This is a genomic window from Acinetobacter sp. 226, from assembly GCF_048147925.1.
Lineage (GTDB): Bacteria > Pseudomonadota > Gammaproteobacteria > Pseudomonadales > Moraxellaceae > Acinetobacter > Acinetobacter pecorum.
Map to the genome: position 1 here is coordinate 123,070 of NZ_JAYWYX010000005.1, position 17,862 is coordinate 140,931.

Consider the following 17,862-nt stretch of genomic DNA (forward strand, 5'->3'; position numbering starts at 1 on the left):
CGTATTTCCGAAAAATTCTTAGTAATCTACGCCCCAATTGACGTAGATACGACCAGCTTCAAGATCAACGCGTTGCACCACATCTTTATGCCATGGAATCATTCGCTCTTCGCCATCGATGCTGTCGGCAGTTGCGCGAACTACCATCACATCGTTAGCACCTGTTTCAAACAGCTCAAAAATTTGACCAAGATTGATTTCTTGTTCCTGCTCATCCAGACCTAACACCGTTAGACCTTTCAAATCAGACCAGTAATACTCATCTACACCAGCTTGAGGCAGTTGCGATTTAGAGATCCAGACATTGGAGCCAACCAGTTCGTCTGCAGCAGTGCGATCACTCACACCTTTCAGCGAAACAACCAGGCCTTTACCATGTGGTTTCCAACGTTTTACATCGACAATTTGCCAACCTGCTTTGGTCTCAATGTACCAAGGCAGATAGTCAAATATGTTGCTCATGGGTTCTGTATTGGAATAGACCCAGAGCCACCCATTTAATCCATATGCTGAACGCAACTGTCCAATCTGAATACGATCTTCGGGAACATTCTGTGTTGGTGTCATGGGCAAGCTACTACCTAATTTATATAAAAATTATGCAGCAACTGCAGCTTTCTTAGCTTGAGCAGCTAAAGAAGCAACACGATCAGAAGGTTGAGCACCTTGAGAAACCCAGTGAGCAAAACGGTCAGCATCTAAACGAAGTTTTTCTGCTTTACCTTGAGCTGTAGGGTTGAAGAAACCGATACGTTCGATGAAACGACCGTCACGTGCATTACGGCTATCAGTCACAATGATTTGATAGAACGGACGTTTTTTAGCACCACCGCGTGCAAGACGAATAACAACCATGATAGAACCTTATAGTTTTTACGGATTATCCCTGTATCGACCATCGATACGCTTCAAACCCCTTTCATAGAGGGCAGTATTTTACTTGAACTTTGCCCTGAATGAAAGATTAAAAAGTGTTTAGGTGGAATTTTGGATTTACTGGTCTGTCCAACTATAACAAGGCCCGGTATAATAGCTAGCATTTTTATACCAACATTTTTCTTCGGTATTACTTAAGGTCAAATCTCCATCATCCGCTTGACTCCCTGTAGGAACTGCTTTCAACAGCCAAGTTTGCTCATTGGGACTAGCACCGGTTATAAAAGAAACATCATTTCGATCTGTTAATTCTATTGTATAGGTAGGCGATCCATTTAAAGGAAAAGATGCGCTACCAATATCAGCGATACCCATTCCAGCAAATGATTTATTTACCAATTTATAACTCTCGAGCTTATGTCCAAGTTCAACTAAATAGGCTTGTGCTTCTAATCTCTTTGTTCGTTTTACATAATTTTGGTAACTTGGATATGCAATTGCTGCCAATATAGCGATAACGGCAACTACGATCATTAATTCAATCAAAGTAAAACCTTTCACTCTTCTTAAATCTTCTTTGAATTTTTTCATTTTTACATCCTTTTAACAACTTGTGCTTGAAACTGTTAAAAGCGTAGTTGTACTGCAATTTACCCCTCTGGATGTCATCAAAAAGGATTTTGAAACTCTTAATGCGCTACTCTTTGTTTGGCTTGGGATGCCTATCATTTTCCAGCCTTGTCCTGCCGTAGAATCCTGTAAACTTTTACTAGTATCATTAATATCTACAATAATGATTTGATAGTTGTAATCTGTAGAACTACTATCATAAGGCAAATTAATAACGCCTTCTTGCCCTGTAACTTGGTTCTCTGGGATATATCCTGCAAAACTTAGCTGTTTTCCTTTATAGCTTTCTAAACGCTGACTAATTTTCAACATTTCAGACTCTGCCTGAGATTGGTAAGAGCGTGCAATATATTGCTGATAGCTAGGCATCGCAATCATTGCAAAGATTGCAACAATTACGACGACAACCATTAGCTCTATCAAAGTAAATCCCTTATAGAAACCTTGATTCATCTATTCTCTCCTTACCACTCAAACCAGCGTGTTGGCTTAATAGTTCGTTTTTGAGAATATTCTGGTAACTCTGAAGTACCTTCAGGCGTACAATTCCCTACACATGTTTCACTGGTAGGTTTAATAGGCCCAATCAGACGAGAGGCACGATCTTTACCTGTGACCTTACCTAAGGTAGGACCTACAATACCTTGGTAGGATTTATTTACATATGCTGCACAATCTGCATAAGGTGTACAAATACGATGAATGGTAGAAAGTCCTTTTACACCACCACCACACTGATTTGAGCCTGTAGCAGATAAACTAGCATTAGGGTCATAGACATTGACATAAAGATCACCCGCAATTAACTGGGATTCCTCCATCGATTTAGCAACATTACCGGTACCTGTATTAGCGAGTTGCAGCATCCAACCACGTAATGTTCCATTTGGCGTCATTGCTTTTCGGAATTTATCATCCTCGCCCGTGCCACCTTCACCCCATTTAATACTGGTGTGTGTGACACCTAATTTACCGCGCTCAGCCAAATTCTCGGCTGTCGCTTCTGCCTGAAAACCGCTATAAGTTGATTTTTCCAAACCTGTCATGGCTGCGTCATAATCCAAGATGCCGTACACACTATTTGGTGCATTTTCAGCTTCTAATGGGTAACTACGATTCCCTGATCCCGCTGTTACCAGAACCGCAAGTTTGCCACTGTCGGTATTAAATACAGCCGTTGTCAAACGTTCATAGAACCGTGGTGTAAAAGTATTCGTTGCCAGATGTGCAATTCGTTTGGTTCGCACAATAACATCAGCACTTGCACTTGATAAGAACTGAGCATTGTTATTTAAATCGATACGGAAGATCTGACCACCCAAGTCTGCGAAATAGATCATATCTGCCAGACCATCTGCATTATAATCCCGTACTACTGGCTGCCCTACGACGCTGTATTTAACTTCATCACTTTGGTCATTTGCACTATCAACAACTGTTGAAGAATTATTAGAATTAGAGCTAACACTTGCTATGAAATTACCGGTGTCCGCTTCCAAAATATAAAGTGCATTTCCTTTTGTTGCGGCAGTTGGTTTTACAAATACATCAGCTGGCTTTTCATAGATATCTGCATCGTAGCCGCCGCCGAATATAAGCACTCGTTTCCGTTTACCTTTAACCAAAATTTCCGTAACTGTAGGTTTAGCCCAAATTTGTCCCATTCTTTCGAAGCCAGAGGTACTTGGTGTAATATGGAACAATAATTTAGGTGAACTTGGGTTTTCAATATTTAAGCCATACAGGGCTTCCCCCCCCATACGCAAGCCACCATAAATATTTAGTCGTGTTGCCTTATAGGAAGTCGTGGTTGTATCGTCTATCGTTTCAGTCGTAACTTTATAAGCACTATCAAGTGCCCAGGGTGCATCAACACCATAAGCTAAACCATTTTCACTTTCAGCATCTGGATTAGCCAATGTTTCAGTCTGATTGCGTAAAATTTCCTCCGGTACAAATACTGATTTTTCCTCACCAGTTCTTGCATCTACAATATGTAATCCGCCTTCAAAAGAACCATAAACAACATATTCATCACGCTTATCTGTCCCAGTTCCATCTGCTTTAAGCGTTGCCGACTTCGTTACCATGAGTGGCGTAGAGTGCACAACTCCGCCTAGGAAGCGGTAAGGTACATTAGGTTTATTGTATTCGCGCAGGATAGCTGAAGTAATCGCCAAGTTAGCTGGCGGATATGCTGTTTTATATCCAAGGTAATTTAATAAAGCATAACGCTGTTCAGCTGTTATATTTTCTGACAAAGCCTCAGGTTCACCATCATCTGGAGAATAATCTGTTGCCAGACTTTCTTTAGTAACAGCTTTAGCTATTTGTTTAATATCAGTTGCACTTCCAGAAAAATCAACAATAAATAAATTACGTTGGCTTGAATCCTTACTAAATTCGCCATCACTATCCATCAAAGAGGTTACTGGAATATTATTTAAAGCCCCCCCACTGAGTGCTGATGAATGGTCATCTGAAGTAGGCGCATTTGACCATAAGTCTTTTGCACTCTTATTAATCGACTGTGAAGTAGCTGATTCTGTATATATCGCATTACCTGATGCATCTTTCAAAGTACCATCTTCAATTTTGTATTTCTTTAAATTTCCAATCCAGGTACGCACTGTAGCAGCCTCCAATGGTACAATCATAGGGAAGAAACCCTCACCCAACATTTGAGTCTGATCCAAAGGATCACGTGGCACAGAAATTGTTCCCATACTGGTTGGCTCAAAAGAAGCACCAACTTTCCCTACAAAGTCAACAATACTGTTGGCAATATCTACGGCATCTTCAGCATAATAAAATCCCCCATCACCATAATTTGCACCTCCCCATAAACATGCATTTTTAGCATCCTCATTAGGAGCAGAACTACAATCATAAGTACCATCTGGATTTTTAGTTAGGCCTGCAAATGAAGCACCAAAACCAACAACAGCTGTTTTAATTGCCATATCTTTTTGGTTCTTTTGCAATGGTGATGTTGTTGTTTTTAAGTTCCTTAGTTTTTTAGCATACTCACCAATATACTCCCAAGCCCCTGTTTCACCTGTAAATAAGTTAGATTGTAATGCGGGAGATCTAAGCCCTGCATTCGGTTTTTCGCTGAATTTATACCCTGAACCTAATGTATGATTGAGAATAGTCTGGGCCATAGTATCTTTAGTTGAATTTGGTGCACCATCCGTCAAAAAGTAAATTCCATTACCATCACAAGTATCTGTTGAACCTGCTTGTGAATATGCTGTTTTGTCAACATTCTTTGCTGTGTCTACAGAATAAGCTAAGCCGCCTAGGTTATTTTCAGCTCCAGCCGTTAACTCAAATGGACTTGTACGATAAGAAACTAGACCATAGATACTATCTGGATACCCCCATACAGTACCCACAATAGGTTCAATATCCATAGGTTCATGTTCAACACGCATCCATCCATCGAAGCGCCAGCCAATTGGTAAGTTTTTATAAACATCCCATAAGCTATTCATCACCCCATTAGTTCCACCCAGTTGCGGGTTTTCACTAACATATTTTTTGTAATCATTAAAAGTAACTGTATCCCATAATAACTTACCTGAATTATCTCTTAACTGCCCCCCTTCTGCATTTAATCTTGGTTTTCGAATAGTCGTTCCCTGTGCTGTTTTAGCAGACGTATTATATTCAGGCCAATCACTCGGGCACTGTTTCACAGTTGCACCTAATGCAGTGGTTGTACTGGTCCCCAACTCGGTACAGATAAGATACACTTGTCCATCCTGTCCAGTCTTTTGCTTCACCATATACCCATCATATATCACCTTAACAGAACCTGAATTTGTCCCACCTGCACCCGTACTTGCGCCCAGCATATAAGCACCAGCTTCAGCATAAGCATGAGCCGTTGGTGTACCACCTGCAGATTTGGTGATGTTAGGATATGAATTACTAGATAATTTTAAACTTGTATTTAGCGTTCCATCTTCATTAGTGGTCGTATCAAGTGACTTAATTGAAGCAATTTGCTGAGCCAATAAAATCCTGTGTGCCTGAGTCAACTTGGCAACTGGTGCCATAATTCGACCAGAATGACTATCTGTTAATTTGTTGGTTGCCGTACCAATACTTAACTCTGTTTTTGAGGAAAACTGCCCTAAACCAATTAAAATTTCATCACTTAATTTATTGCTTGCAAGCAATGGTATAATTGCTTCTTTCAATCTTGATAAACGATCATATTGAGTTACTTTTTGCCCATTTATCTGCGCTGTACAGCCACGCACATAATAAGAAATTGTGGTATTTCCAATTGTTACTTGTTTTTTGATAGCAGTTCTAAATTCTGTTCCTAGCCTTTCAGGCTTAGCTGCTTGGATCTCAAACACATAACGCTCATAACTTCCGTTTGTATTTTGTTCATAATACTTTCCATCATAATAGATTCTAGTTTTTTGATTATTATTGCTATTATGTTGTGACCACCCACCTTTTGTTTTAGATCTGAAACGAAATTCGGTGACCGCTGGCTCGGGTGGCAATCTTATCTCCACATTTTCGCCCAGGTTATATTTCCACTCATACATATTCTGTGTAACGCTACGATCATTATGATGTTCAGGCACAGCAACACGTTCACAGAGCACAATACCCGGCGCAATATCTCCTGGACTTCCATGTTTATTATTGTTCGGCAATACAAGTGAGCTAATTCCCATACTTCCTGAAGTATCTAGCATTAATAAAATATTTGTTTTACCAGGTGTATTCCCTCTATAGATACTTAAATCACTTGCATGTAAAGTTGTAGTTGCTGGCAGGAATATTGCTGGAAGCATTGCCATCATACAAACTAAAGGTTTTAGTTTCATCATATTTCCCCTTATTCCGCCACCGGACTTCTTGTTTCTGCCAAATTCACGATATATTCTGAAACTTGGGTATTTACCGGCACGCCTAAATTATTTAAACACTCATGCACCGTTTGTACTTTGACTTGACCTTCCGTAGTTATTTCCATATTTTTTAATGTTTTTTCATCCATCATGCGTTGTTGTAAGCAATCTTGCATATCATCAATATCTACAGAGGGTGCAAGTGCAGGTGCCAATGAGGTCACAGTGACACGTACGCGTTTTGTTTCAATATTGACATCTTTTAAATCAGTTTTTTTTGTCGTCAAAGCAAACCGTCCTAACTCAACTGTCGGGTCATCTGGATTTACTACAGTAACTTGTGTAACCAGAGCTTTTCGGCTAATTGAGAACATTGTTGTGGGATCACATGTCGCATCATAACTACCAGATTCAACACTTGTAGCTGCCTCAATATCATCTTTCGCTTTGCGTGTAATAATTCGGAAATCTCGCAGGCTAAAAAACACACTGTCTGTAAGTTCATCATCACTATCTATTTCTGTAGGCTTAAAACAAAACTGGAGTTCTTTACCTTGATTGCCATCCAGTAAAACTTGACCTATTGGTGTAGCTGAGAAACCTGCCTGTTCATTGTCATTAAAGTGTTTTTCAAGATGATCAAGTGCCACATCCGTTGTCTGCATAAGCATCGTTTGCACTTGAGCATTAGTTGCTAATTTCAAATTTAGAATACTATGACGCATTGCATACAAACCAATCACACTAATCAACACCAAGAGAATTAAAACCACAATCAGGGTCGAACCACGCTCATAAAGATATTTTTTCATTCAATAATATCCCCCAAACCACCATTGCGTAGTGCTACAGTAGTGCTATATACATGACGCATATATTTGTCTTGTGGTGCTTCCAAATCTTTATCAAGCACCTGAAAATTATAAATTTTATTATTCTGAACAATTTCATTTGATTTTGCCAACCATGCTAAATCAATCCCTATGATGGCAGGCTTTGTTTCTACTATATCCTTATAAGCATCTAAACTCATTGTTGCAGTAGACTGATCCGAGTTACGCACTTTAAGCATGACCCGCATAAAATCCACATTCGGAGCAATCATCTGTTCATTATTTACCGTGACAGAAATAAGATCAGGTGTTCCTCCTTCTGGAGTTGAGACTAGTTCTCTGTGAAAAAATGTAACACTTTTACAATATAAATCAGCCCCGCTTTTTCCAGCACCACGCCCTTTCAGATAGTATTTCTCAATGACATACTCTCCACGTTCAGAGTTAAAGCCCTCTTCATCAATTGAAGTCACAGGACCATCAATATTTTCGCCTGTGCATGTCACCATATCGACTGGAGCTTGATACATGATGACTAATTGATCACTTCCAAAACCAGCATTAAAACCAGCATCTTGACTGTTTTCTTCTGAAACATAATCAGCTGCAGTAATGTTTAAGCCCTGTAAATTGTTTTCATCCAGAACAATCCCCCCATACAAAGTTTCATCATTCATTGCCCCGGCATTACCATGGTTAGCTAGACGGATATTTTTAGTGACAGCGTTTAAACTAAATACACCTGTATCCTGAACTGAAGATGCAGCCTGTTGAATTTTATAATTAATCTGACCACTAATTACCAATTGCACCGCTACTGCGACTAAGATTAAGCCTAAGGTAGTTGCAATGAGCAACTCAATTAAAGTAAAGCCTTTTTCATTAATTTGCATTAATAGGCCTCCAAAACTAAACAATCAGAGTTACTTACATATTTACCATTTGAATTCAAACATTCATTAGTTTCATTTGCACCCGCAACTTCCGCTTCAGTTTCATTCCAAGCAGCAATTAAACAGATACGATTTTGATTTGCTGATGTGTTTGGGCAACTCACTACACCCAACGTAATATTTTTATTTTTTGCAAATTGCTGTTGTTCATATAAGTCTGCTAAGGCCTGATCATCGCTGATACAAGATGAATCTAAAGTACATTCTATTTTTGTTGTCGGAATAGCTTGACTATAATCCCCTGCACTATTTAAACGAATTTTCTCAGCCAAGCCATGCAAAATAACTAAAGCATCAGATCGTTTAATTGCCTCTTCTGTAGCGACCGTTGCTCGAACCTGTAACGCAACAAACCCCAATATAGCGATAGAAAGAATGACTATTGCAACTAAAACTTCCATCATTCCAACACCATGCTGTGTCTTCATAGGTTTGCTTAGCATGAAGTCACCCCCTCTACAGTTACAGTGCCTGGTATAGAAACACTCAACTTAATAGCTTGTTTACTATTACAGAGCGTTATGCTTTGTGCTGTTGTCAATTTTCCTTGTCTATTAAATACAAAATTGTCTGTACTGGTGGATGCAAACTCAAGTGTGTCTGCAATTGGGAGCAAAATAACACTTTCATTTTTTTTCTCAGATACAAGACTTGAATAACCTGAAATATTTCCCCCACAATCATCAGCAGTGATTGCAGTCCCACTAGCATCTATATCAGGACAAATAACAACTTCTGTTTGTAGTAATTGCGCACGACTTCGTGCTTCCATGATTCCTACCTTCATGTCAGTAACTGCTTTTTTTAGTCTATGGTTATCTATCAAATTTCCAAAAGAAGGAGCAGCCATTGTCGAGATAATTGCTAAAACAGCAAGTGTGATCATCAGCTCAATTAAAGTGAATCCTTTATTTTTCTGCATACTCTCCCCCAGGCAAAACTTTGACCCAGTTAAAATAATACGCATTAAAGTTACAAAACCTACACAGAGCAGATAAAAGGCATAAAAAAACAGATAACTGTCATTTCCCAGTTATCTGCTTATTTTTAAATAAGAAACAGAATGTTAAGTAGTTAACACTCTAAGCCTGTGTTACAGGAATACGTAACTCTTTGGGTAGGCTAAAGGTAATATTCTCTTCTCGGCCATCCAACTCTTTGGGCGCTTGTGCACCCCAATCCTGTAAACGCTGAATGACCTGCTTAATTAAAATTTCCGGTGCAGATGCGCCTGCTGTTACCCCAATCTGGGCATTTTCTGCAAACCATTCCTGTTTGAGTTCATCGGCATTATCGACCAGGTAAGCCGCTTTACCCATACGCTCAGCCAGCTCACGTAGGCGGTTTGAATTTGAAGAGTTTGGAGAACCTACCACAAGTACGACATCACAACGTTCAGCCAGATCACGCACTGCATCCTGACGGTTTTGCGTAGCGTAGCAAATATCATCTTTACGTGGACCTTGAATCAGTGGAAATTTTTGGCGAAGGGCATCAATCACTTTCGCTGTATCGTCAATTGATAAAGTCGTTTGCGTGACAAAAGCGACTTTTTCAGGATTGCGCACCGTTAAAGCGGCAACATCTTCTTCATCCTCAACTAGATAAATCTCACCACCGTTTTTTTTGTCATATTGCCCCATGGTACCTTCGACTTCAGGGTGACCTTCATGACCAATCAGGATAGCTTCTACACCTTCACGGGCATATTTGGTCACCTCAATATGTACCTTAGTCACCAATGGACAAGTCGCATCAAAGACCTTCAAACTACGACGTTCAGCTTCTTGTTGTACCGCTTTAGAAACACCATGTGCGCTAAAAATCACGATATTCTCGTCAGGAACTTCGTCGAGTTCATCGACAAAAATTGCACCACGCTGACGCAAGTCATCGACCACAAATTTGTTATGCACCACTTCATGCCGCACATAAATCGGTGGGTTAAAGCATTCTAGGGCACGGTTCACGATCGCAATGGCACGATCTACACCAGCACAAAAACCACGCGGATTGGCTAAAACAATTTCCATAGAATCCTCAATACTCACACCATTTTTAGCGGTTCAATTGAAATAAATGTAAACAATCGACTGACAACTATTTAGTTTAAAGCCGCTCTACTCTAAAATAGAGAAGATATTTTATCATATCAGGAAAAATATCATGTCGGGTCTCTTGTTTGTCGTTTCTGCAGCGTCTGGAACAGGCAAAACATCCCTTGTTAAAGCCCTACTTGAGCGTGTCAACAATCTTCACGTTTCTGTTTCACATACTACACGTGGTCAACGACCTGGCGAACTCGATGGCGTGCATTATCACTTCTCCACCAAAGAAGATTTTTTAAATCTGGTCAATGAAGGTGGTTTTATCGAATACGCTGAAGTATTTGGTAATTACTATGGTACCGCGCAGGCCACGGTGAAAGAACAGTTGGCTAAAGGCCATGATGTACTGCTGGAAATTGACTGGCAGGGCGCACAGCAGGTTCGTCGACTTTTTCCTGAATCAAAACAAATTTTTATCTTGCCGCCAAGCCAGTTTGATTTGCGGGAACGCTTGTCTAACCGGGGCACTGATACCGTTGATGTCATTGAACATCGCCTGAGCTGCGCAGTAGAAGATATGCAGCAATATAGCAACTTTGACTATATCATTATCAATGATGACTTCAATAAGGCGCTGCATGACCTGGAAGCAGTGATTATTGCCAATCGTCTGGTGCTTAGCCAGCAAGCCAACCGTCATGAAAAGCTAATTCAGAAACTGATCACGCCGACTGAGCAGTGATTAAAACTTGAGTCTATAGACAAAGCCTTTTATACTGTGCAGTCTGTTAAAATTTATTATTCAAACGAGAATTCTTATGGCACGCGTCACCGTTGAAGATTGTTTAGACCATGTAGACAACCGCTTTGAGCTTGTACTAGTGGCAAGCAAGCGTGCGCGTCAATTGGCGCGTCAAGGCATTGAACCAACTGTAGAATGGGACAATGACAAACCGACTGTTGTTGCTTTACGTGAAATCGCTGCAGGTCATGTATCAAAAGATATTTTGAAACAACGTGATCAAGACTATCAGACATCAAGTCTGGACCTTGCACTTTCTGCAAACAATCTGAACTTAGACGGTTTTTCTTTCCAATAAGAGATCGTCAATCAAAAAGCCTAGTTTAAAACTAGGCTTTTTTTGTTATGTGACTTTTATATTTATACCAGAACGGTTATAACATAAGGGTTAGCTCATGCAAACTGCTAGAGATTTTCTACTTTTTATAGTAAAAATTAATCAGCTCTGTACTTTGCATTTCATTAGAGCTTTCTCGGTTTAATTTGTAAAAAATTCAGTTTTAAAGGTGTTTTATGCCAGGCCCACAGGTCAGTCAAGCCAAGCAACAGCTAAAGATCATTATCGACGCGTATTTAAGTGAAAACGACGTTGAACGTGTGCTTGCGGCCTGTGATTATGCAGATATCGCCCATGACGGCATTATTCGCAAAAGTGGTGAACCTTATATTCTGCATCCAATTGCGGTCAGTTGCATTTTGGCGCATATGCGTCTGGATACTGAAACCTTAATGGCAGCCCTGCTGCATGACGTGATTGAAGACACTGAGTTCAGTAAAGATGATATTGCTGAAAAATTCGGCAACACGGTCGCAGAACTGGTCGATGGCGTGACCAAACTGAGTCATTCCAGCGATAAAGAATATAATAAAGCAGCTTCTTTCCGGAAAATTCTGCAAGCGACCTTACAGGATCCGCGTGTCATTATTGTGAAACTGGCTGACCGCTATCACAACATGACCACCCTGGAAGCATTACGCCCAGACAAACGTGCCCGTATTGCCCGGGAAACCTTTGAAATTTTTGTTCCGATGGCACGTATTGTCGGCATGAATGAAATGGCCGACAATCTGGAGCATTTGTGCTATCAGAATCTTGATCTGGATATGTACAACAATGTTCAGACCGCGCTACAGGAAACCAAACCGAAACGCTGTGAATATCAGGCCAAATGGGAAAAAAACCTGACCGAACTGCTGCAGAAAAATGGTATTCAAGGCCGCATTAAAAAGAAAAACAACAATATCGAGTTACTTCGTCATTTTGTTAAAAATGACATTGATCTGCAAGAATTGACACATAGCCATGCTTTTGAAATTATCTTACAAAGTATTGCTGATTGTGACCGTCTCGCAGAGATTCTGACCCAAAGCTTTAAGATTCAAAGCTATGAAGACCATATCCGTCGCCCCTTACCCGGTGGCAACCAGTCCCTGATGATGCGCCTGAAAGGCGAAAAAACCACCTTGTCTTTAACCATTCAAACCGAACTGATGCGTAAAGCCGCACGTTTCGGTGTAGTGTTGGGTGAAAATGCTCCGCAAGCCTGTCGTTCTGCGATTCAGGCGTCAATGCAGAATCTCAATGTACTGGTCGATGGTGAATGTGCCAAAACCACATTTAGTGAATTACTGGATTATCTGCATCAGGAAAAAATCTGGGTCTATACCCCGCATGGGCATCTGCATGAATTACCGCAAGGTGCTACGGCGGTTGATTTTGCTTATGCCGCCAGCTTGTTCCTTGGCAACCATGCGGTGGGCGCTAAAATCAATAATGAAACCAAACCACTATCAACGCCGTTGGCTAGTGGTCAGGTGGTTGAAATCATTACTGATGTACTCGCGACACCCAATCCCGACTGGCTCAGTTTTATCAATACTCAAAAAGCCCGCCGTGCAATCCAGAATATCTTGCGCGATCAGGATCTGGACGAACAGCGTCTGGTAGGACAGCAGGCCCTGAATCGTGCATTAAAACTGTTTCATCGCTCAATTCGGGATCTGACCGAGGCTGACTGGAAAAACCTGCTGGAATGGCGTCACATTGCCAGTAAAGAGCAACTTTTTGAACAGATCGCGGTCGGTGATTTATTACCGCAACTGGTGGCCAATCATTTGTTTGCCCAGGACCAGCATCAGAATGTTGCGAGTTCAGGCCGCTTGATTCAGGGTACGGAAGGGGTTGATGTTAAATATGCACATTGCTGCAATCCGGTACTTGGCGATCCGATTCAAGGTCATTTGACCCGCCGTGGCCTGATTGTGCACCGCTCACGCTGTCATAACCTGCTGCATGAACAGCATCAGCATCCTGAAAATATCATGCCGTTGCAATGGACTGCCGATGATCTGGACGATATCAGCTTTACCGCCTATCTCTGTATTGACCTGGCGATGGATGATGAACAGATCTCTGACCTGATCTATCAATGTCGTAAAGCACATTCCGGTGTAGAAATGGTCCGCTCTCAAGATAACCAGACCTACGTCAATATTGTAGTCCATAACCGCAAACAGATTGCACAGATCATCCGTGACCTGCGCATGTATTTCGGTTTTCCTAGAATTACCCGTCTGTCCCAACCTGTCATTCTGAGTGAAGCGTCTAAAGCGAGTTAATCATTTAAAACGATAATGCTTTTGTCAGCCGAAACGATCGAATATGATGTATGTTGATGATAAAGGAGAAATTAATGTCCCGCCAAGTAATCCATACTGAAAATGCCCCTGCTGCGATTGGCACCTATTCGCAAGCCATTTTAGTCGGTGATACCCTCTATCTATCTGGTCAAATTGGCTTGGATCCTTATAGTATGGAACTGGTTGAAGGCATTGAGGCCCAGATTCGTCGTGTATTTGACAATTTAAAGGCTGTTTGTGAAGCGGCGGGTGGCTCTTTGGCAGACATCGCCAAACTGAATATTTTCCTAACGGATTTATCCCACTTCCAGCTGGTGAATCAAATTATGGGCGAATATTTTGCCCAGCCTTATCCAGCCCGTGCAGCCTTAGGCGTTGCCAGTTTACCCAAAGGTGCTTTGGTTGAAATGGATGGCATTGTCATCATTAACCAATGATTTATATCATTAATTAAGCAACCAGATTTCAAGACTCAGTTCTAAATTATTCACTTATTTTGTGCGGAAATCCGGATAACACTCGGATTTCCGTTCAGATCATCTTCTTTTATCTAAATCACCAATTATTATAAAAAAGATTTCAAATGATTTTTATTGACAAACGATAACAATTATCAATAATATTACTTATCTTATTTAATCACTGTGGTTGTGTCCTATGTACGTTTGTTTATGCCGTGGCATTACAGATCAAGACATTAAAGATGCTATTGCAAATGGCGCTGAAAGTTATCGTGATGTGCGCGATATGCTGGACTTGGGTACATGCTGTGGCCGCTGTGCGCCAGAAGCCCGTATGATCATCAGTGATGAAGTATCACAAATTGCAGCCCGCCTGGGAGTGGCTGCCTGAACTATAAACACAATCATAAATCAATGGTCTTCGATCATTCCTCCTCCCCCGCCTCTGACTCTGGCGGGTTTTTATTGCCACTTATCTGAGTCTGGATGGATTCGATTGCGATTTTCATTTGCTGTTCCATAAATTACTCGCCATTGTCCACTGACTTGCTTTACTATCAGAGTTAAAACGCTTTCTTAGAAAGATAAACAGGTTTAAATGGAGTGATGTAATGAAAGGCAATCGTGATGTGATTAACCAGCTCAATCAGGTGTTGTATCACCACCTAACCGCGATTAACCAGTATTTCTTGCATTCGCGCATGTTTAATGACTGGGGCATTGAGAAACTGGGCTCGGCAGAATATAAAGAATCCATCGTTCAGATGAAGCATGCCGATAAAATTATTGAACGTATTTTATTTTTGGAAGGTTTGCCGAATTTGCAGAATCTGGGCAAACTGTATATCGGCCAGCATACTCAAGAAGTACTGCATTGTGATGTGCGCAAAGTCAAAGAAAATATCGAAGCGATCCAGAAAGCTGTCGCATTGGCTGAAACTCAGATGGATTATGTGACCCGCGATCTGGTTCAGGAAATCCTGGAAAAAGAAGAAAATTATCTGGACTGGACTACAACGCAAATTGATCTGATTGAAAGTGTAGGTATCGAAAACTATATCCAAAGCCAGCTCTAAAACTAGAATTAAATTACAAAGCCAGCATCTGCTGGCTTTTTTGTATTTAGCGTGGCATATCCTGCGTTAGTTCATCATAACTCAGTTCAGTCTTTTGAATGGTTTTTAAGCGCTGCAGCTGGTGCTTGGCTTCCGCCTCATAGCCATTAAAAGCTAAAAGTTTGGCATATTTGATCAGGTTATATTTGGTAGGGTAAGTTAACACCATCTGTTCACCTTCCTTAATCTCTTCAGCAGACGCTTTTCTATAAGGATTCAGACGAATCCAGGCAATGCGATGATTAAACTCAGTCAGCAGATAAATCGGTTTTTCATTGATGATTTTTTCCGGCTGCTTTTCATAACGAATACTTTGTCCAAGTTTTGGTACTGCAACATCATAGTCCCGATAAATCACAACCAATAAAAGCAACCCGACAGCGAAAATGAATTTCATGCCGATTGATGGCATAACCACTGTTTTAATTTTTGGATTTTGTGCCAGAACCGTACCCAGAATAAAACCTACTGGCAACAAGAAATAGGCATAATGCTGTGGAAACTCAAACATGGCATGTGTCACAAACGCCCCGATCATCAGGATCCCGATGACAGATTCTGGCGTATCCACCCAGCGTTGTAACTGATAGCCCAAATAACCAAAGTAGGCCAGAAATGGCATACCAATAATTAAGCCGTTCCAGAGCAAAAAGTCCAGAATAAAATTATGTGCACTGCGAATCCAGACTGGGCCTTGCACGGTATCGCTAATCGAGACAAAAGCCACACTGGTCTGATACCAGCCATAACCAAACCATGGTTGTGCCTGAATGGCAGCCAGCATTTGTTGCCAGATCGCGAGGCGCGACATATCTCCGGTGGCACGCGCTACTACATCCCTGCTTTGTACGACGTCCGTATCCATCGCTTGGGCAGCGAGCTGACTGAGTAATGGAAAAGCCACAATACAGGAAATAAAGAAGACGAACCAAGCTGTGCTGTAGTACCATTTCAGGCGAATAATACCTTTATAGTGATAGAATCCTAAATACAGCATGATGGCAATTGCAGCGACCCAAGCAGTACGTGACTGACTTAACGCCACTCCCATAACAATTACTGCAGCGCAGGCAAATAGCAACTTGGTCTGGATTTTTTTCTTTTCATAGAGGTACAAACAGCTCATCAATGCCATGACTAAAAAAGTCGCCATATTATTCGGCTGGGCAAAGTTGGCATAGGGCCTTTGAGTACCACTGATATTCACCATACCTGGCAATACTGAATCCAGATTTGTCCATTGGCAAAGTGCGATCATGCCTGTGACTGTGCCTGAAGCTAGAAACACATAACTCAAATTAGTAAAAGTTTCTTCTCGGTCATAGTTTCCTGTTGAAAAGTGATAACCCAACACACTTGCCAGCCAAAAGCTAAACACGAAAATACAGCCCATCATGGCGGTGCTAAAGAAAAACACCTGTCCTGTGAGTAGATGGATTAGCGGCACACTAGCAAGGAGCAACAACGGCAGACTGAGAGCTGGAATTTTGAGTTTTTCTTTTAAGCAAATTGCAGCTAACGCAAATAGAGCAAAAAAGGCATACAGCTCCCCCGTATAAGTCACCCACGGCCGGTAATGAATGGGCATGAGCCATGCGAGGGAGATCAGAATAGCTGCTATGAGGGCAAGCGTGAATTTCATGGAAATATCAGAGGATAAAAGTTTGGCACATAATAAACAAAAAGCAGATTTGAGGGTAATCTGCTTTTTATGTGTATTAGTTCCAAGGCCGCAGATCGACAATTTTGATGACTTTTGCACTTTCTTTATTAATTAAAACTACCATAGCCAAACCATACGTTTCCAGTGGCAACCAGGCATTCGCTTTTGGATATAGATTTAAATATTGCTGTACAGTTTTATCATCATTCCACTGTGTAAGTTGCGACAAATCTCGAGACTGTTTTTGCATCTGAATTTTGGCTTGACCAAGTGAGATATAACGCTCAGGATACTGAGCTAATGATATACCATTAAGTATGGCAGCCATTTGTTCAATTTGCCGTTCTTGTGGATCATCAGCCTGCTTTACAGCCACATATTGTGGCTGTAACCATGTGGGTTGCTGATATTGTGGTTGTGCATGCGTAATATTCTCGGTTTTTAGTTCATTATTACGCACCAATTCAAAACGGTCATGATTGAATGTAATCCACACGGGGCGTGCTTGTGCAATGCTATACAGACCATAACTTAATGCCGCGATTTGAATTAAAATAATAACCGTCAAATCCATTTTTAAGGTTTTTTTACCTTCTTTATAGACTAGTAGACCAAGCAAAGGTCCCAAAATTACATCTATGACCAATAACATTAAAAAAATATGGGTCACACTTGCTGCTTTTGCTAAGGGTGATGGATACCAGATAAAAAATACTACAGCCAATGTAACCAGAGCAATTAATATAGAAATAAGTAAGTGACCTAGAAAAAAATTCTGGCGTTTAGACATGATGTAAGCTCATTTTTTAACAATATTCAATCTATTGAAATTTTATATATTGACATGAATTAAAGCGCGATATTAGATGAAAATTAAGTAAGATGGCGAATTCAAACATGAGGTGCGACAGTTTGAAAAGTCTTATGATAATCAACAAGCTGAGCAAATTTCTCTAATGGT

18 protein-coding genes are annotated in these 17,862 nt (G+C 40.8%); 6 read left to right on the forward strand and 12 right to left on the reverse strand.

Annotation, left to right across the window (positions count from 1 at the left end):
* Positions 1-18: 18 nt before the first annotated feature.
* The 10 genes from rimM to ispH form a co-directional block, all read right to left on the reverse strand.
* Complete coding sequence (rimM, locus tag VXP95_RS03550) at positions 19-567, reverse strand: ribosome maturation factor RimM (RefSeq protein WP_416711416.1); 549 nt, start codon at positions 565-567, stop codon at positions 19-21.
* 30 nt (positions 568-597) lie between these two features.
* Positions 598-855 carry a 30S ribosomal protein S16 gene (gene rpsP / locus VXP95_RS03555; RefSeq protein ID WP_004281198.1) on the reverse strand — a complete coding sequence of 86 codons (258 nt, stop codon included), beginning with the start codon at positions 853-855 and terminating at the stop codon, positions 598-600.
* Positions 856-993: 138 nt separating this feature from the next.
* Entirely contained in the window at positions 994-1,467 is a 474-nt protein-coding gene (locus VXP95_RS03560; protein WP_416711418.1) for a type IV pilin protein, read from the reverse strand.
* Positions 1,468-1,479: 12 nt separating this feature from the next.
* Complete coding sequence (locus tag VXP95_RS03565; RefSeq protein ID WP_416711419.1) at positions 1,480-1,959, reverse strand: type IV pilin protein; 480 nt, start codon at positions 1,957-1,959, stop codon at positions 1,480-1,482.
* 11 nt (positions 1,960-1,970) lie between these two features.
* Positions 1,971-6,362: a hypothetical protein gene (locus VXP95_RS03570; RefSeq protein WP_416711439.1), complete on the reverse strand. Its 4,392-nt coding sequence runs from the start codon at positions 6,360-6,362 to the stop codon at positions 1,971-1,973.
* Between the two features lie 11 nt (positions 6,363-6,373).
* Entirely contained in the window at positions 6,374-7,198 is an 825-nt protein-coding gene (locus tag VXP95_RS03575) for a PilX N-terminal domain-containing pilus assembly protein (protein ID WP_416711421.1), read from the reverse strand.
* The gene (locus VXP95_RS03580; RefSeq protein WP_416711423.1) at positions 7,195-8,112 is read right to left on the reverse strand and encodes a PilW family protein; all 918 of its coding nucleotides are present in this window, start codon (positions 8,110-8,112) and stop codon (positions 7,195-7,197) included. The genes VXP95_RS03575 and VXP95_RS03580 overlap by 4 nt, the downstream gene beginning before the upstream one ends.
* Positions 8,112-8,615, reverse strand: coding sequence for a type IV pilus modification protein PilV (gene pilV, locus VXP95_RS03585; RefSeq protein WP_416711425.1), 504 nt, complete (start codon positions 8,613-8,615; stop codon positions 8,112-8,114). The genes VXP95_RS03580 and pilV overlap by 1 nt, the downstream gene beginning before the upstream one ends.
* Positions 8,609-9,094: a GspH/FimT family pseudopilin gene (locus VXP95_RS03590; protein ID WP_416711427.1), complete on the reverse strand. Its 486-nt coding sequence runs from the start codon at positions 9,092-9,094 to the stop codon at positions 8,609-8,611. Before VXP95_RS03590 ends, pilV begins: the two co-directional genes overlap by 7 nt.
* Positions 9,095-9,254: 160 nt before the next feature.
* Positions 9,255-10,205 carry a 4-hydroxy-3-methylbut-2-enyl diphosphate reductase gene (gene ispH / locus VXP95_RS03595; RefSeq protein ID WP_416711428.1) on the reverse strand — a complete coding sequence of 317 codons (951 nt, stop codon included), beginning with the start codon at positions 10,203-10,205 and terminating at the stop codon, positions 9,255-9,257.
* Positions 10,206-10,338: 133 nt separating this feature from the next.
* Between ispH and gmk the strand changes: the two genes are divergently transcribed.
* From gmk to bfr, 6 genes are all read left to right on the forward strand, one after another.
* Positions 10,339-10,962 carry a guanylate kinase gene (gene gmk, locus VXP95_RS03600; RefSeq protein ID WP_064094584.1) on the forward strand — a complete coding sequence of 208 codons (624 nt, stop codon included), beginning with the start codon at positions 10,339-10,341 and terminating at the stop codon, positions 10,960-10,962.
* A gap of 76 nt (positions 10,963-11,038) precedes the next feature.
* Positions 11,039-11,320, forward strand: a complete 282-nt coding sequence (rpoZ, locus tag VXP95_RS03605; RefSeq protein WP_004650579.1) for a DNA-directed RNA polymerase subunit omega — start codon at positions 11,039-11,041, stop codon at positions 11,318-11,320.
* Between the two features lie 215 nt (positions 11,321-11,535).
* Positions 11,536-13,641: a RelA/SpoT family protein gene (locus VXP95_RS03610; RefSeq protein ID WP_416711430.1), complete on the forward strand. Its 2,106-nt coding sequence runs from the start codon at positions 11,536-11,538 to the stop codon at positions 13,639-13,641.
* A 74-nt stretch (positions 13,642-13,715) separates the two neighbouring features.
* Positions 13,716-14,099 carry a RidA family protein gene (locus tag VXP95_RS03615; protein WP_004281184.1) on the forward strand — a complete coding sequence of 128 codons (384 nt, stop codon included), beginning with the start codon at positions 13,716-13,718 and terminating at the stop codon, positions 14,097-14,099.
* Between the two features lie 220 nt (positions 14,100-14,319).
* Complete coding sequence (locus tag VXP95_RS03620; protein ID WP_064094586.1) at positions 14,320-14,514, forward strand: bacterioferritin-associated ferredoxin; 195 nt, start codon at positions 14,320-14,322, stop codon at positions 14,512-14,514.
* A 220-nt stretch (positions 14,515-14,734) separates the two neighbouring features.
* Complete coding sequence (bfr, locus tag VXP95_RS03625) at positions 14,735-15,199, forward strand: heteropolymeric bacterioferritin subunit Bfr (RefSeq protein WP_064094587.1); 465 nt, start codon at positions 14,735-14,737, stop codon at positions 15,197-15,199.
* Between the two features lie 46 nt (positions 15,200-15,245).
* Here the strand turns inward: bfr and VXP95_RS03630 are convergent, their stop codons facing one another.
* Both VXP95_RS03630 and tfpZ read right to left on the reverse strand, forming a co-directional pair.
* The gene (locus VXP95_RS03630) at positions 15,246-16,880 is read right to left on the reverse strand and encodes a Wzy polymerase domain-containing protein (RefSeq protein ID WP_416711432.1); all 1,635 of its coding nucleotides are present in this window, start codon (positions 16,878-16,880) and stop codon (positions 15,246-15,248) included.
* A gap of 76 nt (positions 16,881-16,956) precedes the next feature.
* On the reverse strand, positions 16,957-17,691 hold the full coding sequence (gene tfpZ / locus VXP95_RS03635) for a TfpX/TfpZ family type IV pilin accessory protein (RefSeq protein ID WP_416711433.1): 735 nt from the start codon (positions 17,689-17,691) through the stop codon (positions 16,957-16,959).
* Positions 17,692-17,862 lie beyond the last annotated feature (171 nt).